Here is a 23,349-nt window from a genome sequence, read left to right as displayed (position 1 = left end):
CGGGCAGGGGGGGCTGCGTTGACTCGCATGGCGGGTTTGGCGCATTTCATGTCCCAAGCCGTGTCAATGACTGGTGCGGCGGATATGAAATCTTGCTTCTGAGGAGGGACACCCTTGAAAAAGCATCTTCTGAGCACCAGCGCGATCGCACTCGGCGTCGCCATGGCTGCACCGGCTTCGGCCCAGGAATGGAACATGAAGTGGGGCGGTTTCCACAACACCCACGTCGGTTACGTCGACGTCGACAATGACGTGACCCCCGGTGACTGGGACGGCGTTGATACCTTCACCAACGCGGAAATCCACTTCAAGCCGTCGGTCACCCTCGACAACGGCCTGACCTTCGGCATCGACGTCCAGTACGAATCGAAAAACACCGGTGGCGCGATCGTCGACGAATCGTTCATGTCGATCTCGTCCGACACGCTCGGCCGCATCGATATCGGCAACGAGAACTCGGCCGGCTACAAGATGATGGTCGCAGCACCGCAGGTCGGCGGCGTGATCGGCATCAACTCGCCGTCGCTGTCGGGCTTCATCCCGATCTCGACCGGCAACGGTGGTAACCTGCCCTGGAACTTCCGTCAGGCGGCAATCTCGTCCTACACCGAGGTTCTCGGCAACAACGACGTTCCGCGCATCACCTACTACACCCCGTCGTTCAACGGCCTGACCCTCGGTGTTTCCTACGCCGCCACGGTCAACGGTGGTTTCACTGCTGCCAATAGCGGCAACAACGCCGGTAACAACGGTGGTGTGAACCGCAACATCGGTGTGACCGACATCTGGGATATCGGTCTCGGCTACTCGCAGTCGTTCAACGGCGTCGACATCAACTTTGGCGCGCGTTACGGCACTGCCGAAAACAACACCGGGATCCCGGGCACCGACGATCCCGATACCTGGGGCGTGGGCGCGACCATCGGCGTTGCTGGCTGGACCTTCGGTGGTTCCTATGCCGAGAACGACAACGGCGGCCTGGCAAACGACCAGGAAGGCTGGAGCCTTGGTGTGACCTATGACATCCCTGGCCCGTGGTCGATCGGTTTCGACACCTATCAGGGTGAGTGGGACAACAATGCCGGCGGTGAAGCCGAGTATGAAGCCTACCAGCTCGCCGCCAGCCGCACGCTGGGCAAAGGCGTCCGTTGGACGATCTACGCCCTCTATGCAGAAGGCTCGACCGACGCGGCGTTCGCCAACCCGAACACCGAAGTCGAAGGCACGCTCATCGCGACCTCGATCAACCTGTCGTTCTGATCGACCGGTTCAAAATCTGAAGGGGCGGGGGGTGACATTTCCCCCCGCCTTTTCTATTCCGGGCCTGACATGACATGATACCGGGGATGACCCAAAGCATGAAACGCAGCATCGTCTGGCTGGCCTCCTACCCGAAATCCGGCAACACCTGGACGCGGGTGTTTCTGGCCAATTACCTGCTGAACACCCAAAAGCCGCTTGATATCAACGAAGTTCGCCGCGTCGGCAGCGGCGATTCCATGGCCGCCGCCTATCACGCGGTGGCGGGCCGCAAGCTTGACCTCAACCGCGTGGCGCTCACCCTGCAATACCGCCACAAGGTGTTGCGCGGCATCGTGAACAACAATGCCGACATCAACCTCGTCAAGACCCACAATGCCCGCGTCACCGCCTACGAGGTGGAGCTTATCCCCGAGAAATTCACCCGCGCGTCGATCTACATCATGCGCAATCCGCTCGACATGGTGCTGTCTTACGCGCGCCATTACCGGATGACCCACGAGGTTGCGGTCGAACGCATCACCCATCCCGAGAACGCCAACCTCCCGGTTGAAACCTCGGTCGCCGACTTTCTCGGGACATGGGAAGGTCATGTGCGCAGTTGGGTGAAATACGCGCCCTGGCCGCAGCTTGTGCTGCGCTACGAAGACCTTCTTGAAGACCCCGAGACGCACTTTTCCAAGGCTCTGGAGCTGATCGGCGTGCCGGTGGACCCCGAGCGCCTGCAACGGGCGATCCGGTTTTCAAGCTTCGACGAATTGTCCAGGCAGGAAGAGCAGTCCGGCTTCATCGAAAAGCCGAAGGAAAGCGAAAAGTTCTTCGGCAAGGGCCAGAAGGATCAGTGGAAAACCGATCTCGATCCGGCGCTGGCGGACATCATCCGCGACAAGCTGGGCACGACGATGAAGCGTTACGGATATCTGGAATGAGCGATCTGAGGCGGATCATCTGGCTGGCGAGCTATCCCAAATCCGGCAACACCTGGATGCGGTCGCTTCTGGCGCATTACTTCATGCCGCCGGGAAAGGCGCCCGATATCAACAACCTGCGGCAGTTCACCACCGGTGATACGCGCGCGGATTTCTTTGATGCCGCCGCCGGGGGCAAATATCACGGCACCAATCTGGAAGAATGGATGGCGGTGCGCGGCAAGGCGCTGCGCCTCATCGCGGCCTCGAAACCCGACCATCATTTCGTCAAGACCCATTGCCAGCCGGTCCGCCTTTTCGATCAGGATGTGATCCCCCCCGAGGTGACGGCGGCGGCGATCTACATCCTGCGCAACCCGTTCGATCTGGCCCCGTCCTTCGCGCGACATCAGAATTGCGATCTGGACACTGCGATTACCCAGATGCTCAACCCCGATACGGTCACCGGCACGCCGTCGGGGATCGTCGATCTTCTGGGCCGCTGGGACGACCATATCCACACCTGGACCCATGCCGGTGGCCTGCCGCTGCATGTGGTGCGCTACGAGGATCTGCTTGCCAGCCCCGGCAAGGCGATGCGCGCCCTGCTGGAGAAATTCCTGCGCGTCAAGGTGGACGGGCCGAAGCTGGCGCGCGCGATCAAGGCCACGAGTTTCGAGGCGATGAAGCGACAGGAAGAGACGCTCGGCTTTATCGAACGGCCTCAGGGGATGCAGAAATTCTTTGCGCGCGGACAGGCGGGTGTCTGGCGCGAGGATCTGACGCCCGCGCAGGCGGCGCGGCTGCGCGCGGGGTTCCTGCCCGCGCTCGAACGCTGGTATCCCGAAATGTTGAAGGAAACCGAGGCGTTCGCCACCTCTGGCTAGGCGGTGGCGCTGGCATATCCCGCGCGATTGCCTATGTTCTGGTCAGACACGGATGATCACGGAGGCCAGCATGACGCGTATCGCCCTTACCCTTGTCGCCGGTCTCGGACTGGCCGCCTGCTCTGCCGCGACCGGCCCGCAGGTGGTGGCACGGCTCGGACCCAACCCGGTTGTGGACGGTGGCAGTTATGACAGCGGTGGTGGTGTGACCGTCGCGGTCGATCTGCGCGAGGCGCAGGGCCGCACCCTTGTTTGCGGGGTCTGGGCGCAGAGCGAGCGGCAATCGGTCCTGACGCAGGGGGTCGAGCATCGTCTGCTTGGGTCGGGCGCCGTGTTTCTCGATGGCGAGGCGCTGGTGCGGGGCCTCACGTTCATGCGCGAGGTGCGTCCGACGGCCGATTACGGCGGACATGAGGCGCGCTGCATGACCACCTCGCGCCCGTGGCGCGCGGGCGATGAGGCGCGCCGCCCGGTGGTGCGCATTCCCGGCCAGACCGTCTATGTGGATAGCGACGAGGGCGGGGTGATGATCGTGCGATTCAGGCAGGACGGCCCCGGCGCGCATCTCTGATATTGCCCGCCCGCGCCGGACGTGTGAATGGCACTGTCGCGTCCGTTCCAATCGACCCGGCGCTAATAGATATACCGGATCTGATCGCTCCAGTAGCGTTCTACCCGGCGCAGCGCGGTGGTGACCTGATCGAGCCCGTCGGGGCCGAGCACGCCGCGCCCTTCAAGCCCCTCGGCGTGGCGCTCGAAGAGGGCGGCCACCACATCACGGATGCCGCGGCCCTTCTCGGTCAGGCGCACACGCACGGCGCGGCGATCCACCTCGCAGCGCTGATGGTGCATATAGCCCGTCTCGACCAGTTTCTTGAGGTTGTAGCTCACGTTGCTGCCCTGATAGTAGCCGCGCGATTTCAACTCCCCCGCCGTCACCTCGTTTTCGCCGATGTTGAACAGCAAGAGTGCCTGCACGGCGTTGATCTCGATGACGCCGACGCGCTCGAACTCGTCCTTGATCACGTCAAGAAGCAGCCGGTGCAGCCGTTCGACCAGCGCGAGGGCTTCAAGATAGCCGGTGACATAGGCGGCGCGCGAGGGGGGCGCGCCGAGGGGCTTTTGAAAGCTCATCCAATTCTCCCTTGCGATGGGTTCGCGAGGGACGTTGCGGTAAAACCGCCAATAATCGGTTAAACTGGATGCCTTATGCCTAAAATGCGCGCTATTTCCGCGAAAAGGCGTGGCGCGCAATGTCGTCGATGAGTGGCGCAAAGCGATCGGGCACCGCCCCCTGACCGGTCACCCATTGGTAAAGGTCCTGATCGTTCTCGGACAGGAACGCGTCGAAAAGATCAAGCGCGGGGGCGTCCATCGCGCCAAGCCGCGCCTCGGCGTAGTGGCCGAGGATGATATCCATCTCCTTGATTCCACGCCGGTTCGCGCGCATCGTCAGGCGGCGAATGCGGTGCTCCGGGCTTTCCTCACTCACCGGCTTCCTCCATCAGCTTGGCGCGCAGGATTTTTTCCAGACGCGCCAGACGGTCGGTGGAATAGACAAGCTGCGTGCGGATGTCGCGGATCTCGGTCAGCAGGCCCGAGATGTCAGGGGAGAGCTCGCCCATGGCGGGCGAATCGGGGCCTTCGCCCTCGCCCGACAAGAGCCAGAGCAGGGAGACGTTGAGAAGCCCGGCCATCATCGACAGCTTGTTGGCGCGTGGCTCCGAGAGGTCGTCCTCCCAACCCTTGAGCGTCTTGAGCTTGACGCCGAGGCGCTTGGCCAGATCGCTCTGGCTCATGCCCGAACGCTCGCGCGCGCCGGCGATGCGGTCACCAAAGGTGGTGGCGTCGGGGTCGAACCAGTGCTCTGTGGTCTCGGTCATTGCTTTTCCTTTCCGGCGATCGTCCTTGATCGTGGTTCTGGCGCACCCTAAGAGGTTTGGGAGACAAATTCAAACCGGAGCCGACCATGATCCGCCTTTCCGCGACGCTTGACCGCGTCAAGCCGTCGCCCACCATAGCCGTCACCACCAAGGCACAGGAGTTGAAGGCCGCGGGCCGCGACGTGATCGGGCTTGGCGCGGGAGAGCCGGATTTCCCGACCCCGCCGCATATCAGCGCCGCCGGTATCCGCGCGATTGAAGAGGGGCGCACCAAATACACCGCCGTCGATGGTATCCCCGAACTCAAGGCGGCAATCTGCGCGAAATTCAAGCGCGACAACGGGTTGGACTATGAACCTTCTCAGGTCAGCGTGGCCTCGGGCGGCAAGCAGATCCTTTACAACGCGCTGATGGCGACGCTCAATCCCGGTGACGAGGTGATCATTCCGGCACCCTATTGGGTGAGTTACCCGGACATGGTGCTGCTCGCGGGCGGCGAGCCGGTGATCGTGCCCGCAGGGATCGAGACGGCGTTCAAGCTGAGCGCGCAGGCGCTCGAGGCGGCGATCACGCCGAAAACGCGGTGGTTCATCTTCAACTCGCCGTCGAACCCGACGGGCGCGGGCTATTCGCGCGCCGAGTTGAGGGCGCTCACGGATGTGCTCATGCGTCATCCGCATGTCATGGTGATGACCGACGACATGTATGAGCATCTGGCCTATGACGATTTCGCGTTTTGCACGCCCGCAGAGGTCGAGCCGGGTCTTTATGACCGAACCTTGACCTGCAACGGGGTGAGCAAAGCCTATTGCATGACCGGCTGGCGGATCGGCTATGCGGCGGGGCCGAAACCCCTCATCGCAGCCATGCGCAAGATCCAGAGCCAAAGCACCTCCAACCCCTGCACCATCAGCCAATGGGCGGCGGTCGAGGCGCTCAACGGCAGCCATGACTTCATCGCCGCGAACAACGCGGCCTTCGTGCGGCGGCGCAATCTGGTGGTGGAGCGGCTCAATGCCATTCCCGGCATCGACTGTCCGCGTCCCGAGGGCGCCTTTTATGTCTATCCCTCCATTGCGGGGCTGATCGGCAAGGTGAGTGCCGGCGGCGCACGGATCGAAACGGATGAGGATTTCGCCACCGCGCTTCTGGAAGAGACTGGCGTCGCGGTGGTCTTTGGCGCGGCCTTCGGGCTTTCGCCGCATTTCCGCATCAGCTACGCTACATCCGACGAGGCATTGACCGAGGCCTGCGCGCGGATCGAGAGGTTCTGCGCGGGGTTGCGGTAAGAGGGGCATATGGCGGGCGATCTGCCGGACTATTATTTCCGCGTCCGCGAGAACGGCGCTTTCGTGTTCCGGGTCGATACCGAGAACCGCCAGCGACGCATCGACATGGAGCAGATTGCCAGCGTCAACATCCGCAAGCTCGAAGTCAAGCCGCATGGCGAGCGGGAGCTGACGCCCGAGGATATGGCCGCGATCGAAAGCTGGATGGCCGAGCGGCTCAGGCTCCTCGAACACCGCGATATCGACGATATCCTGCGGGCGGTCGATTACCTCAACACCACGACGCATTGGGTGCAATCGAAAGCGACCGACGCCCAGCTTGAGCAGGTGACCGACGCGCTCTTGCTGGCCATGCACGATCTGCGCACGGTTCTGGTGCGCAAGAAGGCTGACCGCCTGCTCAAGGACGGCTGACGCCGCGCGCGATCACCTCGGCGGCGCGCGTGAGGCCCCCCTCACCATGCGGAATATCAAGCGCCACCAGCCCCGCCTCGATGGCCCCGAGCGCGCCCAGGACCATATGCGCGTTCACGTGCCCCATATGGCCGATGCGGAAAAACCCGTGCCAGGCCGGATCGCCCGGCTCGGCCATTCCCAGCCCGATCCCAAGGGTCACGCCCGTCTGGTCCTGCACCCATTGCCGCAGGTTTGATCCATGCGGCGCGCCGATCCTCAGTGCCGTGACGGCGTGACTGCGCAAGGCCCGGTCGGCCACGTTCATCTCCAGCGGGCCGGTGGTCCCCCATGCCTCGCAGGCCGCCCAGATGGCGCGGGCGAGGGTTTCGTGGCGGTCCCAGATTGCCTCGATCCCCTCGGCGTTGATCAGGTCGAGTGCGGCGCGCAGCCCGTAGAGGTGATGAGTGGGGGCCGTGCCGCCGAAATACTGATAGAACATTTCCGGGTCGGCGCGATGCGTCCAGTCCCAGTAGCGCGTCACGGAACCGATGCGCCTGCGCGCCTCCGCCGCCTTGTCGGAGAACCACACGAAGCCAAGGCCGGGGGGCACCATCAGGCCCTTCTGGCTGGCCGCGATCATCACATCGACGCCCCAGGCGTCCATCTCGAACCGGTCGCAGGCCAGCGAGGCGATGCAATCGGCCATCAAGAGTGCCGGGTGGCCCGTTGCGTCAAGAACGTCTCGCAACGCCTTGATATCGTTTCGAACCGAGGTGGAGGTATCCACATGGGTGGCCAGCACGGCGCGGATTGTGTGGCCCTTATCGGCGCGCAGCGCCGCCTCGACGCGGCCAAGGTCCATGGCGGCGCGCTTGCCGAAATCGAGCATCTCCACCTCGATCCCCTGACCGCGCGCCACATCGGCCCAGCCATGGCCGAAACGGCCCGTGGCAGGCACCAGAACCCGCTCGCCGGGGGCGACCGTGTTGGCCAGCGCCGCCTCCCATGTGCCGTGGCCATTGCAGATATAGATGGCCACGCGGCCCGCCGTGCGCGCCACGGCGCGCAGGTCGGGGATGAGGCCCGCCGTCATCTCGATCAGGGCACCCTCGTAGATATTCGGCGACGAGCGGTGCATGGCGCGCAGCACCTCCTCGGGCATGACCGAGGGGCCGGGGATGGCAAGATAGGCGCGACCGTTGGCAAGGCTCATGGGGACGTCTCCGGAGGGGGTGTTCGGGCGCGACCTTACGCCGGTTTCGGGCGGCGTCAACGGGGGCGCGCCGCTCAGCCGCGAAAGCCTGTGGCGACCACGAATTTCTCGGAACTGTCGGCGCGCGAGGCGGGGGGTTTGACGTTGGCGACCTTGTCAAAGCGCTGTTTCAGCAGCTTCTGCAACTCGCCCTCGGCCCCGCCCGCGAGCACCTTGGAGACGAATGTGCCCCCCTCGGCCAGCACGTCGAAGGCGAAATAGGCCGCCGCCTCGCAGAGCGCGATGATGCGCAAATGGTCGGTCTGCTTGTGCCCGGAAGAGGCGGCGGCCATGTCGGACATGACCACATCGGCGCGGCCCCCGAGCCATGCCTTCACCGTCGCGTCGGCATCGTCTGCCATGAAATCGAGCTGATGGATCTCGGCCCCTGCCACCGGCTCGACCTCTTGCAGGTCGATGCCGAGCACCAAGCCCTGCCGCTTGCCGGACTGGTCCCCGAGCGCGTTGACGCGCGGCACCGCCACCTGCAACCAGCCGCCGGGCGCGCAGCCCAGATCGACCACCCGCGCGCCGGGCACAAGAAAGCCGTATTTGTCGTCCAGTTCCATGATCTTGTAGGCCGCCCGCCCGCGATAGCCCTCGGCCTGCGCGCGTTGCACGTAAGGGTCGTTCAACTGCCGTTGCAGCCAGCGTGTCGAGGAGGCGCGCCGCCCGCGCGCCGTCTTGACCTTGACCGTCAGGTCGCGCAGCCCGCGCCCCGAGGTGTTCTTGCCATCCGGTCCCTTGGCCATCACGTCTCTCCTTCGTCGAGCACACCATCGGCGGCCATCTGCGCATAGAGCATCCCCTCGCGCAGCCCGCGATCGGCAACCGAGAGCCGGTCCGTGGGCCAGCACCGCAAGAGCGCCTGAAGGATCGCCGCGCCCGACATGATCAGGGTCTGCCGGTCCTGTCCGATGCGCGGGTCGCGCCTGCGCCCCGCCGGTCCAAGGGTCAGATAGCCCCGGATCACGCGGTCGATCTCGTCGCTGGTCATGGTCATCCCGTCAACCTTGTTGCGGTCATAGCGCCGCAGGCCGAGATGGCTGGCCGCGACGGTTGTGACCGTGCCCGAGGTGCCGACGATCTGAAAGCCGTCGCGCGACGGCTCGTCCTTGTAGGGGGCAAACTCGGCAAGGTTTTCCTCGAAATACCAGCTCATCAGGGCAAAGCGCGCGGCGTCGTCCTCGACATCGCGGAACTGTTCGCGCAGCGTGGCCACCCCAAGCGGCACGCTGATCCAGTCCACCACCCGCGCGGCGGGGCCGGGGGCGGGATTGTGAAAGCCGAGATGCATTTGCATGATGGCGCGGCGGCGCTCGGACGGGGGCAATTCGCGCAGGTCGATCCAGACAAGCTCGGTCGAGCCGCCGCCGATATCCACCACCAGAAGCTGTTCGGTGGTGGGGCTGACCAGCGGCGCGCAGGACACGACGGCAAGCCGCGCCTCTTCCTCGGGCGCGATGATGTCGAGCCTGAGCCCGGTCTCGCGCTCGACCCGGCTCATGAATTCGCGCCCGTTGGTGGCACGACGACAGGCCTCGGTGGCGACAAGGCGCATCCGCGTCACGCGGTGGCGGCGCAGTTTCTGATGACACACGCGCAGCGCCTGAATGGTGCGGTAGATGGCGGCACGCGACAAACGTCCCGAGCTTTCCAGCCCGTTGCCAAGCTGAACCGACTTCGAGAAACTGTCCACGACATGAAACTGACTGCCCTCGGGACGGGCAATCAACATGCGGCAGCTATTTGTTCCAAGATCGAGCGCCGCGTAAAGCGGCGGGCGATCCGGGAGGCTCGGCGCGGGGCTCTCGACCGGCTTCGGGGAAGCGCCCGCACCAATCGGACGCTTGGGCGTCATGACGTCACGCCCTCCATTACAAGTTACCGCTAGCGTAGAGCGAACCGGCCTCCCGCGCAAGGGCCGAGCGCGCGCCTCAGGCGGGCTTGGCGGTGGGGTCGCGGCGCCGGTCCGCATGCAGCGCGCGCCCGCGACGCACGCCGTCGCGCGAGGCCACCTCAGCCAGCCAGCGGGCGAAATGCGGCTTGTCCTCCAGCGTCTGCTGTTGCCCCTCCCAGAGCGAGCACCAGCCCCAGAGCGCCATGTCGGCGATGGAATAGAAATCGCCCGCGACATAATGATTATCCGCCAGTTGTCGGTCGAGCACGCCGTAAAGGCGCGCGACCTCGCTGCGGTAACGGTCCTTGGCGTAGGGGATGTCCTCGGCCGCGAACTTGAGGAAGTGATGCGCCTGACCGGCCATCGGCCCGACGCCACCCATCTGCCACATGAGCCATTGCTCGACCGCGATGCGCTCGCGCTCGGTCTCGCCCAGAAAGCGCCCGGTCTTGCGCGCGAGATAGAGCAGGATCGCGCCCGATTCGAAGATATGGATCGGCGCGCCATCGGGCCCCTCGGGATCGGTGATCGCGGGGATGCGGTTATTGGGCGAGACGGCGAGGAAGGCAGGCGCATGCTGATCGCCTGCGCCGATGTCGATCAGGTGACAGCGATAGGGCAGGCCCATTTCCTCGAGCGCGATGGAGACCTTCCAGCCGTTCGGTGTGGGCCAGTAATAGAGGTCAATCGGATCTTGCATGGCGTCTCTCCGTCCGGCGGTGCCCGGTCAGAATGACGCTTTGCGGCCCATTGGCAAGGGAATTTCGGCCATGATCCGCGACCAGCGCGGTGCCGCGCGCTCGGGCAGCGCGGCGCGAAGTTGCGCCAGCGACAAACGTTCCGGTGCCCGCAGAAGCGCGCCGTAGAACGGCAGCGCCCCGGGGCGGGTATAGGGCGACCAGTGGCAGATGCGCGCGGCGGGGGGCGCGACGTCGAACCCCGCGCGCGCCAGAAGCTCAAGCGTGGCGGGATCATCGAGTTGCAGCGTCACGACATTGGTGCCCGTGGGCAACGAGAGGCCAAGGCTGCGGTCGCCGCGCGCGGGCGCCGAAATCAGGCATTCCAGCAGGAAATCGTAAAGATCGTTCTCGCGCGTGGTGACGTTGATCACCTCCGCCGACCGGCCCGCAGGCGAGGCGAGCGCCTGCGCGGCGTTATGGCCGAACTCGGCCCCCGCGAGCAGGATCACGCGGTCGAGCGCGCCCGGCTCAAGATGGGTCAGCGCCGAGAGCACCACCCGCGCGCCAAAGGAATGCGCGATGGCGTGGATGGGGCGGTGCGGCGCGCGGGCGCGCAGGGTCTTGATCGTCGTGGCGAGTGCGGCGCCCGCGCGCGCCGCCTCTCGGTAGGCCTGCCAGAGCGAGCCGCGCGCGTGCCAGCCAAAGCCCACGGCCAGCCCCTCGCCGGGGCGGATGCCGTCGAAACCAAGGCCACGCGGCCAACTGACAACCTTGAAACACTCCCGCTCGGGCGAAAGCGAGAAGATGTGGCGATGCGGGCATTCGGTGGCATGGCCGGGGGCGTATTTGAACCCGTGAACCATCACGATGACAGGGCCGGAGCCGGTATCGGGGATCGTTTCGGGCAGGTCGTCCCCGGCGTTCAGGTGAATGAGCGGCATGGTCCCCAACCCCCACAACATCTTGTGGCAAGGCATTAGGCGCGCCATATGTCGGTGCCGCGACGCTTTGGTTAAATTCCGGTGACAGAGTTGACGCAGGCTGAACCTGCGGCTAAAGCGCAACGCGTGGCGATTTGTTACCGGATTGCGGGCCACGTTAAACATCCCGCTAAAGAGGTCAGGATGAAAGCCCCCTTTCGCTTGACCGCGTCGGGGGCTTTTTCAGTTGGGCCATGCGCCCGGAGGACGGACATGAAGACACGCACCAAACTGGTCCATGGCGGCACGCGGCGCAGCCAGTATAACGAGGTGAGCGAGGCGATTTTCCTCACCCAGGGCTTTGTCTACGAGAGCGCCGAGGCGGCCGAGGCGCGGTTCATTCAGGCGGGCCCGGACGAGTTCATCTATGCCCGTTACGGCAATCCCACCGTGGCCATGTTCGAGGAGCGTATTGCGGCGCTCGAGGGGGCCGAGGACGCCTTTGCCACGGCAAGCGGCATGGCGGCGGTGTCGGGCGCGCTGACCTCGATGCTGCGGGCGGGCGATCACGTGGTGTCGGCGCGGGCGCTGTTCGGGTCGTGCCTTTACGTGCTGGAAGAGGTGCTGACGCGCTTTGGCGTCGAGGTGACCTTCGTCGATGGCACTGACCTTGACCAATGGCGCGCCGCGATCAGGCCGGGCACCAGGGCCGTGTTTTTCGAGACCGTCGCCAACCCGACGCTCGAGGTGATCGACATCGCGGCGGTGGCCGCTCTGGCCCATGCCGCCGGGGCGCTGGTGGTGGTGGACAATGTCTTTGCCACGCCGGTTTATTCGGATGCCATCGCGCAGGGGGCCGATGTGGTGGTCTATTCGGCGACCAAACATATCGACGGGCAGGGGCGATGCCTTGGCGGGGTGGTTCTGGGACGGCGCGAGTATATCCGCAAGACCCTTGAGCCCTACATGAAGCATACCGGCGGCGCGCTCTCGCCCTTCAACGCGTGGGTGATGCTCAAGGGGCTGGAGACGATCGACCTGCGCGTTCGCGCGCAGTCCGCAAGTGCCCAGACCATCGCCGAGGCGCTGTCGGGGGATGCACGGCTGCGGGTGATCTATCCGGGGCTGGCCGATCATCCGCAGCACGCGCTGGCGCTGCGGCAGATGGGGCAGGGCGGCACGGTGATCGCGCTCGACATCAAGGGCGGGCAGGCGGCGGCGTTCCGGTTTCTCAACGCGCTGGAAATCGTGCTGATTTCCAACAACCTGGGCGACGCGAAATCCATCGTGACGCACCCGGCCACGACCACGCATCAGCGCCTGCCCGCCGAGCAAAAGGCAGCCCTTGGAATCACGCCGGGGCTGGTGCGGCTCAGCGTCGGGCTGGAGGACCCGCAGGACCTGCTCGAGGACCTGCAGCGCGCGCTGGCGGCGGCAGCGGGGTAGCGCCCGCCCACGGCTCAGGTGCGCGGGTCGAGCAGCTTGGACAGGATGCGGTTGCGGGTGATCTGGCCGAGAAGCCGGCCATTCTCGACCACCCCCACCGGGGCGTCATGGTCCTGGGCGGCCGCCATCACCTGCCGGATCGTGGCCTCGGGCGGGACGGTGCGGTCTGGGGCGGCGGCGGGCGGGCCGCTCACCGGCTCCATCATGTCGCGCGCGACCAGGACGCCCAAAGGGTTCATGTGGGCCACGAAATCAGCGACGTATCCGGTGGCGGGATTGGTGAAAATCTCCTGCGGGGTGCCGCATTGCACGATGCGCCCGCCCTCCATGATGGCGATGCGCTGGCCCAGCTTGAACGCCTCGTCAAGGTCGTGGCTGACAAAGATGATGGTGCGCCCGAGTTTCTTTTGCAGGTCGATGAGTTCGTCCTGAAGATGGGTGCGGATCAGCGGATCGAGCGCGGAAAACGGCTCGTCCATCAGCAGGATCGGCGCCTCGGTGGCGAAGGCGCGGGCAAGGCCGACGCGCTGCTGCATGCCGCCCGACAACTCGCCCACCTTGCGCGTGGCCCAGTCCGAAAGGTTCACGAGCGCCAACTGGCGCGTGACCCGATCAGCCCGCTCCGCCTGCGGCACGCCCGCCAGCTCAAGGCCAAGCCCCACGTTCTCGGCCACCGTCCGCCAGGGCAGCAGGCCGAATTGCTGAAACACCATCGCCACATGGTGCTGACGCAACCGGCGCAGGGTGGCGGCATCGGCATGGGTGACATCGACCATGCCGTTGCCGTCGTTGATCTCGACCTTGCCGCGCACCACCGGGTTGAGGCCGTTGACCGCGCGCAGGAGCGTGGACTTGCCAGAGCCGGAAAGCCCCATGAGCACGAGGATTTCGCCGGGGGCCACGCTCAGGTCGCAGTCATGCACGCCGAGGACCTGGCCGGTGGCCTGCTGGATCTCCGTGCGTGATTGCCCGTCGTCCATCAGCGGCAGGGCGCGCGCGGGCGTATCGCCAAAGACGATGGACACGCGGTCGAAACGGACGGCCGGGGCGCTCATTTCCGCCCCTCCATCCGCAGCATCCGGTCAAGCACGATGGCCACCACCACGATCATCAGCCCCGCCTCGAAGCCGAGCGAGATATTCACCGTGTTGATCGCGCGCAGCACCGGCACGCCAAGCCCGTCCGCGCCGACAAGTGCCCCGATCACCACCATGGAGAGCGACAGCATGATGGTCTGATTGAGCCCCGCCATGATCTGCGGCAGCGCATAGGGCAGTTCCACCTTCCAGAGCGTCTGTCGGCCCGTCGCCCCGAACGCCTGCGCGGCCTCCAGAAGCGGCTGAGGCGTCGAGGCCACGCCAAGATGTGTGAGGCGAATGGGGGCAGGGACCACGAAGATCACCGTGGCAATGAGGCCCGGCACCATGCCGATGCCGAAAAACACTATCGCCGGAATGAGATAGACAAATGCGGGCAGGGTCTGCATGAGATCGAGCACGGGGCGCATCCCGTCATAAAGGCGCGGGCGGTGTGCCGCCGCGATGCCGATGGGCACGCCGATGGCCATGCACACAAGGCAGGAGGTCAGCACCAGTGTCAGGCTCTCGGTGGTCTCGATCCAGTAGCCCTGGTTGAGGATGAAGAGAAAGCCAAGGAAGACGAAAAGGCAGGTCTTCCAGTTGCGTTGCAAGGCCCAGGTCAGCCCCACGAAAACCGCAATGATCACAATGGGGTGGGGCGTCTGGAGCAGCCAGAGAAGGGCGTCGATCAGCCCCTCCATCACCGCTGCCATCCCGTCGAAGAAGGCCGCGCCATGGTCCTGAAGCCAGAGGAAGAAATCCTCGGCCCACCGGCCCACGGGGATCTTGTGCTCGGTCAGCCAGTCCATGGGGCACTCCTTTCACGCGGGGCGAAAGGGGCGGCGCGGGCCGCCCCGTCCGCTCTCAAAGCCCGAGCGCGGATGTGACCGCCGCCATCGCGTCGCCGCCGTCCTGCGTGGTCACGCCGTCGAGCCAGCCGTCCAGAACGCCGGGATTTTCCTTGAGCCAGGCGCTTGCCGCGACTTCGGGCTTGGCTCCATCGTCAAGGATCGCGCCCATGATCTCGTTTTCCATGGCGAGGGTAAATTCGAGGTTTTGCAATAGCTTACCTACGTTCGGACACTCCGCCACAAAACCCGCGCGGGTGTTGGTGGCAACCACCGCGCCGCCCAGATCGGGGCCGAACCAGTCGTCGCCGCCCTCCAGATAGGTCAGCTCGAAATTGGCGTTCATCGGGTGCGGCTCCCAGCCGAGGAACACGACCGGCTCATCCCGGCGGTCGGCGCGCGCGACCTGCGCGAGCATCCCCTGTTCGGAGCTTTCGCGCAGCTTGAACCCGCCAAGGCCGAACGCATCGGCCTCGATCATGTCGAGGATCAGACGGTTGCCGTCATTGCCCGGCTCGATGCCGTAGATGGTCGCCTCCAGCGCCTCGGCCTGCCCTGCGATGGCCTCGAACGAGGTGATCCCGAGCGCGGCCCCGGCGGCGTTCGTGGCCAGCGTATACTTGGCCCCGACAAGGTTGGTGCGCACGGTGTCCACGGTCCCGGCCTCGCGGTAGGGGGCGATATCGGCCTCCATCGTTGGCATCCAGTTGCCCAGGAAAACGTCGATATCGCCCTTGGCGAGCGAGGTGTAGGTCACGGGCACCGAAAGCACCTTGATGTCGGTCTCGTATCCCAAAGCCTCCAGCACCACGGTGGTGGCGGCGGTGGTGGCGGTGATGTCGGTCCAGCCCACATCGGAGAAGGTCACGCGCTCGCAATTGGCCAGCGCAGGGCCGGCGGCGAGCGTGAGCGCAAGGGCGGAAAGGGTCAGCTTGGGGGTCATGGTCATGTCTCTCCCGATGTCGGATTTTCGTTGGCGTCGGGCCCGGCGGCGAAACGCCACCGGGCCCCGTGCAATCGCGCGGGCTGGCTTCAGGCCATCCACCAACGCTCGATGAAGCGCATCCCGTCCACGTCCCAGTTGGAGCCGAGCGTGTCGGAATGGGCGACCTTGGTGGAATTGCCGAAGACATAGTTGGCGAACATCGGGATCACCACGCCGCCATCGTTCGACACGATGGCCTGCATCTCGTGATACATCGCGCGGCGCTTGTCCTCGTCAAGCTCCGAGCGCGCCTTGATCAACAGTTCCTCGAAACGGTCATTGCACCAGAAGCTGTCATTCCACGCAGCCCCGCACTGATAGGCGGTCGAGAACATCTGATCCTCGACCGAGCGGCCCGACCAGTAGACGGCAGCGAAGGGCTTCTTCATCCAGACATCCGACCAGTAGCCGTCATTGGGCTCGCGCACCGGGGTGAGCGAAATACCGGCCTGGGCGGCGGAATCCTGTGAGAGCACGGCTGCATCCACGGCCCCGACAAAGGCTGCATCCGCCGCCGAAAGCTTGACCTCGAGCTTGTCGATCCCGGCCTGCTGAAGGTGCCATTTCGCCTTGTCGGGATCGAAACTGCGCTGTTCCAGATCGCTGTTGAAAAAGCGCTGGCCAGGCCCGATGGGGTGGTCATTGCCGACCGAGCCATAGCCGAACAGGATCTTGTCCACCAATTGCTGCCGGTCCACCGCGTATTTGAGGGCAAGGCGCACGTGGTTGTTGCTGAACGGATCGGCGCGGGTGTCCATGGCGAAGGTGTAGTGCTGCGTCCCCGCGACCGAGTTGATCTGGATATTGGGGTTGCGTGCCAGAAGGCCCACGGTCTTGAGGTCGAGCCGGTCGGCCACATCCACATCGCCGGACACCAGCGCCGTGGTGCGCGCGTTCTGATCGACGATGGCGATGATCTCGGCGCTGTCGAACCAGGCCACGTCATCGCGCCAGTGGTTCGGGTTGCGCTCCATCTCGCAAGAGACGCCGGGGTTGAAGTTCCTGAGCACATAGCTGCCGCAGCCGTCGCCCGACTGCCAGTCGATGCTGTCGCCATTGGCGGGGCAGATCGTCAGGTGATAATCCGACAGGATGAAGGGAAAGTCGGCATTGCCGCCATCGAGGGTAAAGATCACCATGTCGTCGCCCTCGGTGGCGATATCGGTGATCGGCGCGACCAGCGGGCCGGCGGCGGAGGTGGAGTTTTCGCCCCGGTGAAAGTTGATCGAATTGGCCACGTCCGTGGCGGTCACCGCCTTGCCGGAATGAAAGGTCACGCCCGAGCGGACCTTGAAGCGCCAGACCGAGGCATCGGCCGAGGCCTCCCAGCTTTCGGCCACTTCGGGGATGAGCGCGCCCTCGGCTGTCACTTCGGTCAGGCGCCCATGCACCGGAAAGCTGACCGAGGTCATGAAGCTGTTGGAATAGGTGCCGGGGTTGAGCGTGTCGGTGGTCTGGCCATGGCCGATGGCCACGCGCAGATGGCCGCCACGCTTGGGCGCGGCCTGGGCCGCGCGGGGCATGGACGCGGCGAGCGCCACACCGGCGGTTCCGGCCATGAATCCGCGACGGTTCATCCCGCCGTTGAAAATCCGTGTCATGTTCATTTCTCCCGTGGTTTCATCCGGCCTGCCTCTGCTTGCGGCGGGCGGCCGGTTCTTATCTGCTAAGGCTAATATGACGTTGGCGTGAAACACAACGCCGTTTTGGTGATGACGGTGCCCGGTATCGTCCTCCCGGTTTATTGATTGACGAGTCAATTAAACACGCTTACCCCCGTCTGGCAAGAATTTGGAGAGCGGTCATGCCCAAGCTGGGAATGGAGCCCATCCGGCGCGGCGCGCTGGTCGAGGCGACGATCCATGAGATCGGCGCGCATGGCGCGCTTGATGTGACGGTGGCGCAGATCGCGCGGCGCGCGGGCATGTCAAGCGCGCTCGCGCACCATTATTTCGGCTCCAAGGAGGCGATGTTCGCCGCCGCCATGCGCCATGTGCTCACGCTTTACGGCGCCGAGGTGCGTGGCGCGCTTCTCATGGCAAAGACACCGCGCGCGCGGCTCGAGGCGATCATCCGCGCCAGTTTCACGTCCGCGCAGTTCCGCCCCGAGATGGTCGCGGCCTGGCTCAATTTCTACGTGCAGGCGCAGCGCTCGGCCGAGGCGCGCAGGCTCTTGCATGTCTATCAGCGGCGGCTGCGCTCGAACCTGCACCATGCCTTTCGCCAGATCGCGCCCGGTCACGCGCGCACGCTGACGCGCGGGCTCGCGGCCATGATCGACGGGCTTTACCTGCGTCAGGCGCTCGGCGAGGGCGGCATCGCGCCCGAGACCGCGATTGCCGTGCTGCTGCATTACCTTGACACATCCCTCCCGGAGGCAACGCGATGACCAAACCCAACATCCTCATTTTCATGGTCGATCAGCTCAACGGCACGCTCTTTCCCGATGGCCCCGCCGATTGGCTTCACGCGCCCAATCTCAAGCGGCTGGCGGCGCGCTCCACACGCTTTGCCAATGCCTATACCGCCTCGCCGTTGTGCGCGCCGGGGCGGGCAAGCTTCATGTCGGGGCTTCTGCCCTCGCGCTCCCGCGTCTACGACAACGCCGCCGAGTTCGCCGCCGACATTCCCACCTATGCCCATCACCTGCGCCGCGCGGGCTATCAGACCTGTCTTTCGGGCAAGATGCATTTCGTCGGCCCCGATCAGCTGCACGGGTTCGAGGAACGCCTGACCACCGATATCTACCCCGCCGATTTCGGCTGGACGCCCGATTACCGCAAACCGGGCGAGCGGATCGACTGGTGGTATCACAACATGGGCTCGGTCACGGGCGCGGGCGTGGCCGAGATTTCCAACCAGATGGAATATGACGACGAGGTCGCCTACAATGCCACCCGCAAGGTCTATGACCTCGCGCGCGGGCATGATGCGCGGCCCTGGTGCCTGACGGTCAGCTTCACCCATCCGCACGATCCTTACGTGGCGCGGCGCAAATACTGGGACCTCTACGAGGGATGCGAGCACCTGCTGCCGCAGGTTCCGGCGATGGCCTACGAGGATCACGACGCGCATTCCAAACGTATTTTCGACGCCAACGACTGGCGCAGCTACACCATCACCGAGGATCAGGTCGCCCGCGCCCGCCGCGCCTATTTTGCCAATATCTCCTATCTCGATGACAAGATCGGCGAGGTGATGGCCGCCCTGGAGACGACGCGGCAGGAGGCGATCATCCTTTTCGTCTCGGACCATGGTGACATGCTGGGCGAGCGGGGCCTGTGGTACAAGATGTCCTTTTACGAGGGGTCCGCCCGCGTGCCGATGATGATCTCGGCCCCCGGCATGGCCCCCGGCCTTGTGAGCGATCCGGTCAGCACCATCGACGTCTGCCCGACGCTGTGTGATCTGGCAGGCGCGGACATGTCCGAAATCATGCCCTGGACCGAGGGGCAATCGCTGGTCTATCTCGGGCAGGGCGGCAGGCGCGAGGCCCCCGTGGCGATGGAATACGCCGCCGAGGCGTCTTATGCCCCGCTCGTGTCGCTGCGCTATGGCAAGTGGAAATACAACCGCTGCACGCTCGATCCCGATCAGTTGTTCGATCTTCACGCCGACCCCCATGAGCTGACCAACCTCGCGGATGACCCCGCCCATGCGGGCACGCTGGCACAATTGCGCGCCAAGGCGGCCGCGCGATGGGATCTCGATGCCTTTGACGCGCAGGTCCGCGAAAGCCAGGCGCGGCGTTGGGTGGTCTACGAGGCGCTTCGTCAGGGCGGCTATTACCCCTGGGATTACCAGCCGCTGCAAAAGGCCTCCGAGCGCTACATGCGCAACCACATGGACCTCAACGTGCTGGAGGAAAACCAGCGCTTCCCGAGGGGCGAATGATGGCTTCATCTTGCCGTAAATATCCAATTCACGACATCGGCCACGGGCGGGGCCACTGATGGAGGCCGATTACGTCATCGTGGGTGCCGGAAGCGCGGGCTGCGCCATGGCCTATCGCCTTTCGGAGGCGGGCAAATCCGTGCTGGTGATCGAACATGGCGGCACCGATGCGGGCCCCTTCATCCAGATGCCCGGTGCGCTGAGCTATCCGATGAACATGCGCCGCTATGACTGGGGCTACCGCACCGAGCCCGAGCCGCATCTGGGCGGGCGCCGTCTGGCCTGTCCGCGCGGCAAGGTGATCGGCGGGTCGTCGTCGATCAACGGCATGGTCTATGTGCGCGGCCACGCGCGCGACTATGACCACTGGCGCGATCAGGGCTGCGACGGCTGGGGCTATGCGGATGTGCTGCCGTATTTCAAGCGCATGGAGGCCTGGGACGACGGCGGCCATGGCGGCGATGCCGACTGGCGCGGCAAGGATGGCCCGCTCCATGTCACGCGGGGCGCGATGGCCAATCCGCTCACGCGGGCGTTCATCGCGGCGGGGGTGCAGGCGGGCTATCACCGCACAGATGATTACAACGGCGAAAAGCAGGAGGGGTTCAGCCCGTTCGAGATGACGGTCCACAAGGGCCGGCGCTGGTCGGCGGCCAATGCCTATCTGCGCCCCGCACTCAAACGCCCGAATTGCGAGCTGCTGCGCGGGCTGGTGCAACGGGTGGTCATCGAGGAGGGCCGCGCGACCGGCGTCGAGGTGCTGCGCGGCGGGCAGACCGAGGTCGTGCGCGCCCGCGCCGAGGTGATCCTTGCCGCGTCGTCGATCAACTCTCCCAAGCTTCTGATGCTGTCCGGGATTGGCCCGGCGGCGCATCTGGCCGAACATGGCATCGAGGTGCGGGCCGACCGCCCCGGCGTGGGGCAGAACCTTCAGGATCATCTGGAGCTTTATATCCAGATGGCCGCCAGCCAGCCAGTCAGCCTCTACAAATACTGGAACCTCTTCGGCAAGGGCTGGGTGGGCTTGCGCTGGCTCCTGGGCAAGCGCGGGCCGGGGGCCAGCAACCAGTTTGAAAGCTGCGGTTTCATCCGGTCAAACGCGGGCGTCGATTACCCCGATATCCAGTTCCATTTCCTGCCCATTGCCGTGCGCTATGACGGCCGCGCCGCCGCCGAAGGGCACGGCTTTCAGGCCCATGTCGGGCCGATGCGCAGCTTGTCGCGGGGCGCGGTGACCTTGCGCAGCAAGGATCCCGCCGCCGATCCGGTGATCCGCTTCAACTACATGAGCGAAGAGAGCGACTGGGTCGATTTCCGCCGCTCTATCCGGCTGACGCGCGAGATTTTCGCGCAGGACGCCTTTGCGCCCTACGCCAAGCATGAGATCCAGCCCGGCGCGGCGGTGCAGAGCGACGACGCGCTCGATGAGTTCATCCGCGACCATGCCGAGAGCGCCTATCACCCCTGTGGCACCTGCAAGATGGGGCGCGCGGATGATCCCTTGGCGGTGGTCGACCCCAAAGGCCGGGTGATCGGGGTGGACGGCTTGCGCGTGGCTGATTCGAGCATTTTTCCCCGCATCACCAACGGCAATCTCAACGCGCCTTCGATCATGGCGGGCGAAAAGATCGCCGATGCGGTGCTGGGCCGGTCCCTGCCGCCGGAAAATGCCGAACCGTGGCTGCATCCCGACTGGCAAACCCGGCAGCGTTAACCTTCTGTTAACGTTTTGATTGCGTTGAGCGGCTTGTCCCCGGCATAAGGGGGCATGTTAAGGATTTGTTCACTTATCGTTCTTATGGTGATGCCTGTCGCAGGGATCGCGCAGGGCTTTGGCGGGGTCGTGCGCGTGATCGACGGCGACACGTTCGATGTCGGCACGGATCTGGGCACGGTGCGCGTGCGGCTGCACGGGGTCGACGCGCCCGAGATCGGGCAGACCTGCACCAATGGCGACGGGGTGCAGTGGGATTGTGGCACCTGGGCCGCCGATCAGGTGCGCGCCCGGATCGGACAGCGCGAGGTGACATGTGAGACGGTGACGCAGGATCGGTATGGCCGGACCGTCGCGCGTTGTGCGCTGGCGGGGCAGGATGTGGGACAGATGCTTGTGAGCGAAGGGCTGGCGCTCGCCTTTCGCCGGTATTCGATGGCCTATGACCTTGACGAAAAGGGCGCGGTTGTCGCAGGGCGTGGCCTCCATGCGCATCGCTTTGCCCGCCCCGAGGATCATCGCCGCGCCGTGCGTGCCGAGCAGGCGGGCGGCGCATCGGGCCGGTCGCAAGCCGCTGACCCCGGCTGCACCATCAAGGGCAATATCAGCCGGTCGGGCGGTGCCCGCATCTATCACATGCCGGGTCAGGCCGATTACGCCCGCACCACCATCCGCCCCGATCAGGGCGAACGCTGGTTCTGCTCCGAGGTCGAGGCGCGCGCGGCGGGCTGGCGGCGGGCGCGGCGCTGATCTTGCCCGGCACCGGTCCCTGCCAGGATCGCCTGGTTTGATCCGCGTCAAGGCGCTGCGGCGCACGGGCGCATAGGCTTGCCGGGAAGCCATCAAAGGAGACGCTCGATGTCGCACACGCCGCATGAACTGCACGAGGAATTCCCGCAATTCGCAGAGAAAATCAGCGAATTGAAACAGACGGACAGCCATTTTGCCCGTATTGCGGAGGAGTATCACGAGGTCAATCGCCAGGTGCATCGTGCCGAATCGCTGGTCGAGCCGATGGATGACCTTGCCGAGATGGAGTTGCGCAAGACGCGCGCGCGTCTCAAGGACGAACTTTATCACCTGCTGAGCGCCTGACCTGGTCCTTGGGCAGGCTGGTCGTTCACGTCTGCCGCTCCGCGCGGCTCTTCAGCGCTCGGCGCAGAACGGGCGGATAAGCTCCAGGATCGCTGCGGGGGATTCTTCATGGGCGAGGTGCCCGAGACCCGCAAGCGTCCGGTGACGAGCATCGGGAAGGCGCGCGGAGGCGCGGTCAGATACGTCGGGGGGCACGGCGCGGTCGTTCTCTCCGGTGATCAGCAGGCAGGGCGTGGCGATCCCCGGTAGCGCCGCGTCAAGCCCCGCCACATCCCATTGCGCCATCATCTGCAAGGCCCCCTCGACATGGGTGCGGTCGCCGATCAGGCGAGCGTAAAGTGCAAGGCCCGCCTCGTCGAGATGCGAGCCGGTGCTCTCAATGAGCCGCCGCGCGCGGGCCATGCGGTTGCCACCCGCCGAAAAAGCCAGTGATGTCAGGGGATTGAGTGCAAGGAATTTGGCCAGAACCGGAAAGAGCCAGCCCGCCACCCCCTCGAACCGGTTGAGAGCCGCGTTCAGCCCGATGATGCGGGGCGGGGGGGGCTGAGACACCCGCGCCATTTGCAGCGCGATGGCCGCCCCGGCGGAATGGCCGATGATGGCATGGGGCTGCCAGCCCTCCGAGCGGCAGAGCACGGCGATATCCTCGGCCATGGCGGGCAGGCCCGAGCGTGCGCGCGTGCCGAGCGTGGTAAAGCCGTGGCCGGGCAGGTCGAGCGCGACAACGTGGTGATCCTCGGCCAGCACCGGAATGAGGGCGCGAAAGCTGTGGGTCGAGGCCCCGGCCCCGTGCAGCATCAGCAGCGTCGGACCGGTCCCTGCCTCCTGCACATGCCAGCGATGCGGGCGCGACGCCACGCGGCGCGACAGGTGGCTGAGCGGCCAGCCGGGCAGATCGCGCGACCAGTCCATG

At 65.3% G+C, this 23,349-nt stretch carries 25 protein-coding genes and 1 riboswitch; of the genes, 12 read left to right on the top strand and 13 right to left on the bottom strand.

The features are described 5' to 3' along the window. The first annotated feature begins 114 nt into the window (after nt 1-114). The 4 genes from ACSSV8_RS06525 to ACSSV8_RS06510 all read left to right on the top strand — a co-directional run bounded on the left by ACSSV8_RS06525 (nt 115) and on the right by ACSSV8_RS06510 (nt 3,626). Complete coding sequence (locus ACSSV8_RS06525; RefSeq protein WP_454281904.1) at nt 115-1,260, top strand: porin; 1,146 nt, start codon at nt 115-117, stop codon at nt 1,258-1,260. A 98-nt stretch (nt 1,261-1,358) separates the two neighbouring features. Continuing rightward, on the top strand, nt 1,359-2,189 hold the full coding sequence (locus tag ACSSV8_RS06520; protein ID WP_354538412.1) for a sulfotransferase domain-containing protein: 831 nt from the start codon (nt 1,359-1,361) through the stop codon (nt 2,187-2,189). Beyond that, nucleotides 2,186-3,055 (top strand): sulfotransferase domain-containing protein, encoded by an 870-nt coding sequence (locus tag ACSSV8_RS06515; RefSeq protein ID WP_354538411.1) that lies wholly within the window; start codon nt 2,186-2,188, stop codon nt 3,053-3,055. Before ACSSV8_RS06520 ends, ACSSV8_RS06515 begins: the two co-directional genes overlap by 4 nt. A 70-nt stretch (nt 3,056-3,125) precedes the next feature. After that, entirely contained in the window at nt 3,126-3,626 is a 501-nt protein-coding gene (locus tag ACSSV8_RS06510; RefSeq protein WP_454281903.1) for a hypothetical protein, read from the top strand. A 62-nt stretch (nt 3,627-3,688) separates the two neighbouring features. Here ACSSV8_RS06510 and ACSSV8_RS06505 read toward each other — a convergent pair whose 3' ends face one another. From ACSSV8_RS06505 to ACSSV8_RS06495, 3 genes are all read right to left on the bottom strand, one after another. Beyond that, on the bottom strand, nt 3,689-4,189 hold the full coding sequence (locus ACSSV8_RS06505) for a MarR family winged helix-turn-helix transcriptional regulator (protein WP_354538409.1): 501 nt from the start codon (nt 4,187-4,189) through the stop codon (nt 3,689-3,691). 91 nt (nt 4,190-4,280) lie between these two features. Continuing rightward, nucleotides 4,281-4,505 (bottom strand): succinate dehydrogenase assembly factor 2, encoded by a 225-nt coding sequence (locus ACSSV8_RS06500; protein ID WP_454282004.1) that lies wholly within the window; start codon nt 4,503-4,505, stop codon nt 4,281-4,283. A gap of 34 nt (nt 4,506-4,539) precedes the next feature. Then, nucleotides 4,540-4,938 (bottom strand): helix-turn-helix domain-containing protein, encoded by a 399-nt coding sequence (locus tag ACSSV8_RS06495; protein WP_354538408.1) that lies wholly within the window; start codon nt 4,936-4,938, stop codon nt 4,540-4,542. Between the two features lie 86 nt (nt 4,939-5,024). Here ACSSV8_RS06495 and ACSSV8_RS06490 point away from each other — a divergent pair, with 86 nt between their 5' ends. Further along, on the top strand, nt 5,025-6,227 hold the full coding sequence (locus ACSSV8_RS06490) for a pyridoxal phosphate-dependent aminotransferase (RefSeq protein ID WP_454281902.1): 1,203 nt from the start codon (nt 5,025-5,027) through the stop codon (nt 6,225-6,227). A 9-nt stretch (nt 6,228-6,236) separates the two neighbouring features. Further along, nucleotides 6,237-6,641: a hypothetical protein gene (locus ACSSV8_RS06485; RefSeq protein ID WP_354538406.1), complete on the top strand. Its 405-nt coding sequence runs from the start codon at nt 6,237-6,239 to the stop codon at nt 6,639-6,641. Here the strand turns inward: ACSSV8_RS06485 and ACSSV8_RS06480 are convergent. The 5 genes from ACSSV8_RS06480 to ACSSV8_RS06460 form a co-directional block, all read right to left on the bottom strand. Then, the gene (locus ACSSV8_RS06480; protein ID WP_354538405.1) at nt 6,628-7,836 is read right to left on the bottom strand and encodes a pyridoxal-phosphate-dependent aminotransferase family protein; all 1,209 of its coding nucleotides are present in this window, start codon (nt 7,834-7,836) and stop codon (nt 6,628-6,630) included. The genes ACSSV8_RS06485 and ACSSV8_RS06480 overlap by 14 nt on opposite strands. A 74-nt stretch (nt 7,837-7,910) precedes the next feature. Then, nucleotides 7,911-8,627 (bottom strand): RlmE family RNA methyltransferase, encoded by a 717-nt coding sequence (locus ACSSV8_RS06475; protein ID WP_354538404.1) that lies wholly within the window; start codon nt 8,625-8,627, stop codon nt 7,911-7,913. Further along, the gene (locus tag ACSSV8_RS06470) at nt 8,627-9,736 is read right to left on the bottom strand and encodes a Ppx/GppA phosphatase family protein (protein ID WP_354538403.1); all 1,110 of its coding nucleotides are present in this window, start codon (nt 9,734-9,736) and stop codon (nt 8,627-8,629) included. Before ACSSV8_RS06470 ends, ACSSV8_RS06475 begins: the two co-directional genes overlap by 1 nt. A gap of 76 nt (nt 9,737-9,812) precedes the next feature. Then, a complete protein-coding gene (locus tag ACSSV8_RS06465; RefSeq protein ID WP_354538402.1) occupies nt 9,813-10,475 on the bottom strand; it encodes a glutathione S-transferase N-terminal domain-containing protein in 663 nt (220 codons plus the stop codon). A 27-nt stretch (nt 10,476-10,502) separates the two neighbouring features. Beyond that, the gene (locus tag ACSSV8_RS06460) at nt 10,503-11,396 is read right to left on the bottom strand and encodes an alpha/beta hydrolase (protein WP_454281901.1); all 894 of its coding nucleotides are present in this window, start codon (nt 11,394-11,396) and stop codon (nt 10,503-10,505) included. Between the two features lie 116 nt (nt 11,397-11,512). After that, nucleotides 11,513-11,590, top strand: a riboswitch (SAM riboswitch). A 58-nt stretch (nt 11,591-11,648) separates the two neighbouring features. On the opposite strand from ACSSV8_RS06460, the gene metZ reads away from it, so the two are divergent. Next, nucleotides 11,649-12,821, top strand: coding sequence for an O-succinylhomoserine sulfhydrylase (gene metZ / locus ACSSV8_RS06455; RefSeq protein ID WP_354538400.1), 1,173 nt, complete (start codon nt 11,649-11,651; stop codon nt 12,819-12,821). A 14-nt stretch (nt 12,822-12,835) separates the two neighbouring features. Here metZ and choV read toward each other — a convergent pair whose 3' ends face one another. From choV to ACSSV8_RS06435, 4 genes are all read right to left on the bottom strand, one after another. Beyond that, nucleotides 12,836-13,876, bottom strand: a complete 1,041-nt coding sequence (choV, locus tag ACSSV8_RS06450) for a choline ABC transporter ATP-binding protein (protein WP_354538399.1) — start codon at nt 13,874-13,876, stop codon at nt 12,836-12,838. After that, entirely contained in the window at nt 13,873-14,709 is an 837-nt protein-coding gene (gene choW / locus ACSSV8_RS06445) for a choline ABC transporter permease subunit (protein WP_454281900.1), read from the bottom strand. The genes choV and choW overlap by 4 nt, the downstream gene beginning before the upstream one ends. A gap of 55 nt (nt 14,710-14,764) precedes the next feature. Beyond that, a complete protein-coding gene (choX, locus tag ACSSV8_RS06440) occupies nt 14,765-15,691 on the bottom strand; it encodes a choline ABC transporter substrate-binding protein (protein ID WP_354538476.1) in 927 nt (308 codons plus the stop codon). 89 nt (nt 15,692-15,780) lie between these two features. Beyond that, nucleotides 15,781-17,334 (bottom strand): ABC transporter substrate-binding protein, encoded by a 1,554-nt coding sequence (locus tag ACSSV8_RS06435; protein ID WP_454281899.1) that lies wholly within the window; start codon nt 17,332-17,334, stop codon nt 15,781-15,783. 203 nt (nt 17,335-17,537) lie between these two features. Between ACSSV8_RS06435 and betI the strand changes: the two genes are divergently transcribed. From betI to ACSSV8_RS06410, 5 genes are all read left to right on the top strand, one after another. Next, on the top strand, nt 17,538-18,122 hold the full coding sequence (betI, locus tag ACSSV8_RS06430; RefSeq protein ID WP_454281898.1) for a transcriptional regulator BetI: 585 nt from the start codon (nt 17,538-17,540) through the stop codon (nt 18,120-18,122). After that, complete coding sequence (gene betC, locus ACSSV8_RS06425) at nt 18,119-19,627, top strand: choline-sulfatase (protein WP_454281897.1); 1,509 nt, start codon at nt 18,119-18,121, stop codon at nt 19,625-19,627. The genes betI and betC overlap by 4 nt, the downstream gene beginning before the upstream one ends. Nucleotides 19,628-19,685: 58 nt before the next feature. Beyond that, on the top strand, nt 19,686-21,341 hold the full coding sequence (gene betA, locus ACSSV8_RS06420) for a choline dehydrogenase (protein WP_454281896.1): 1,656 nt from the start codon (nt 19,686-19,688) through the stop codon (nt 21,339-21,341). A 54-nt stretch (nt 21,342-21,395) separates the two neighbouring features. Continuing rightward, complete coding sequence (locus ACSSV8_RS06415; protein WP_454281895.1) at nt 21,396-22,091, top strand: thermonuclease family protein; 696 nt, start codon at nt 21,396-21,398, stop codon at nt 22,089-22,091. Between the two features lie 108 nt (nt 22,092-22,199). Continuing rightward, entirely contained in the window at nt 22,200-22,436 is a 237-nt protein-coding gene (locus ACSSV8_RS06410; protein ID WP_454281894.1) for a YdcH family protein, read from the top strand. A gap of 51 nt (nt 22,437-22,487) precedes the next feature. Here the strand turns inward: ACSSV8_RS06410 and bchO are convergent, their stop codons facing one another. After that, nucleotides 22,488-23,348 carry an alpha/beta fold hydrolase BchO gene (gene bchO / locus ACSSV8_RS06405; RefSeq protein ID WP_454281893.1) on the bottom strand — a complete coding sequence of 287 codons (861 nt, stop codon included), beginning with the start codon at nt 23,346-23,348 and terminating at the stop codon, nt 22,488-22,490. Nucleotide 23,349: the final 1 nt, after the last annotated feature.

The sequence above is a fragment of the Roseovarius sp. MBR-79 genome (assembly GCF_053628555.1).
This window is presented reverse-complemented; position numbering and strand designations above follow the sequence as displayed.

Excerpts from the sequence above, each read along its gene's own strand:
- ACSSV8_RS06520 (WP_354538412.1), top strand. The coding sequence starts at position 1,359 with ATGAAACGCAGCATCGTCTGGCTGGCCTCCTACCCGAAATCCGGCAAC.
- ACSSV8_RS06515 (WP_354538411.1), top strand. The coding sequence starts at position 2,186 with ATGAGCGATCTGAGGCGGATCATCTGGCTGGCGAGCTATCCCAAATCC.
- ACSSV8_RS06510 (WP_454281903.1), top strand. The coding sequence starts at position 3,126 with ATGACGCGTATCGCCCTTACCCTTGTCGCCGGTCTCGGACTGGCCGCC.
- ACSSV8_RS06505 (WP_354538409.1), bottom strand. The coding sequence starts at position 4,189 with ATGAGCTTTCAAAAGCCCCTCGGCGCGCCCCCCTCGCGCGCCGCCTAT.
- ACSSV8_RS06500 (WP_454282004.1), bottom strand. The coding sequence starts at position 4,505 with ATGCGCGCGAACCGGCGTGGAATCAAGGAGATGGATATCATCCTCGGC.
- ACSSV8_RS06495 (WP_354538408.1), bottom strand. The coding sequence starts at position 4,938 with ATGACCGAGACCACAGAGCACTGGTTCGACCCCGACGCCACCACCTTT.
- ACSSV8_RS06490 (WP_454281902.1), top strand. The coding sequence starts at position 5,025 with ATGATCCGCCTTTCCGCGACGCTTGACCGCGTCAAGCCGTCGCCCACC.
- ACSSV8_RS06485 (WP_354538406.1), top strand. The coding sequence starts at position 6,237 with ATGGCGGGCGATCTGCCGGACTATTATTTCCGCGTCCGCGAGAACGGC.
- ACSSV8_RS06480 (WP_354538405.1), bottom strand. The coding sequence starts at position 7,836 with ATGAGCCTTGCCAACGGTCGCGCCTATCTTGCCATCCCCGGCCCCTCG.
- ACSSV8_RS06475 (WP_354538404.1), bottom strand. The coding sequence starts at position 8,627 with ATGGCCAAGGGACCGGATGGCAAGAACACCTCGGGGCGCGGGCTGCGC.
- ACSSV8_RS06470 (WP_354538403.1), bottom strand. The coding sequence starts at position 9,736 with ATGACGCCCAAGCGTCCGATTGGTGCGGGCGCTTCCCCGAAGCCGGTC.
- ACSSV8_RS06465 (WP_354538402.1), bottom strand. The coding sequence starts at position 10,475 with ATGCAAGATCCGATTGACCTCTATTACTGGCCCACACCGAACGGCTGG.
- ACSSV8_RS06460 (WP_454281901.1), bottom strand. The coding sequence starts at position 11,396 with ATGCCGCTCATTCACCTGAACGCCGGGGACGACCTGCCCGAAACGATC.
- metZ (WP_354538400.1), top strand. The coding sequence starts at position 11,649 with ATGAAGACACGCACCAAACTGGTCCATGGCGGCACGCGGCGCAGCCAG.
- choV (WP_354538399.1), bottom strand. The coding sequence starts at position 13,876 with ATGAGCGCCCCGGCCGTCCGTTTCGACCGCGTGTCCATCGTCTTTGGC.
- choW (WP_454281900.1), bottom strand. The coding sequence starts at position 14,709 with ATGGACTGGCTGACCGAGCACAAGATCCCCGTGGGCCGGTGGGCCGAG.
- choX (WP_354538476.1), bottom strand. The coding sequence starts at position 15,691 with ATGACCCCCAAGCTGACCCTTTCCGCCCTTGCGCTCACGCTCGCCGCC.
- ACSSV8_RS06435 (WP_454281899.1), bottom strand. The coding sequence starts at position 17,334 with ATGACACGGATTTTCAACGGCGGGATGAACCGTCGCGGATTCATGGCC.
- betI (WP_454281898.1), top strand. The coding sequence starts at position 17,538 with ATGCCCAAGCTGGGAATGGAGCCCATCCGGCGCGGCGCGCTGGTCGAG.
- betC (WP_454281897.1), top strand. The coding sequence starts at position 18,119 with ATGACCAAACCCAACATCCTCATTTTCATGGTCGATCAGCTCAACGGC.
- betA (WP_454281896.1), top strand. The coding sequence starts at position 19,686 with ATGGAGGCCGATTACGTCATCGTGGGTGCCGGAAGCGCGGGCTGCGCC.
- ACSSV8_RS06415 (WP_454281895.1), top strand. The coding sequence starts at position 21,396 with ATGTTAAGGATTTGTTCACTTATCGTTCTTATGGTGATGCCTGTCGCA.
- ACSSV8_RS06410 (WP_454281894.1), top strand. The coding sequence starts at position 22,200 with ATGTCGCACACGCCGCATGAACTGCACGAGGAATTCCCGCAATTCGCA.
- bchO (WP_454281893.1), bottom strand. The coding sequence starts at position 23,348 with ATGGACTGGTCGCGCGATCTGCCCGGCTGGCCGCTCAGCCACCTGTCG.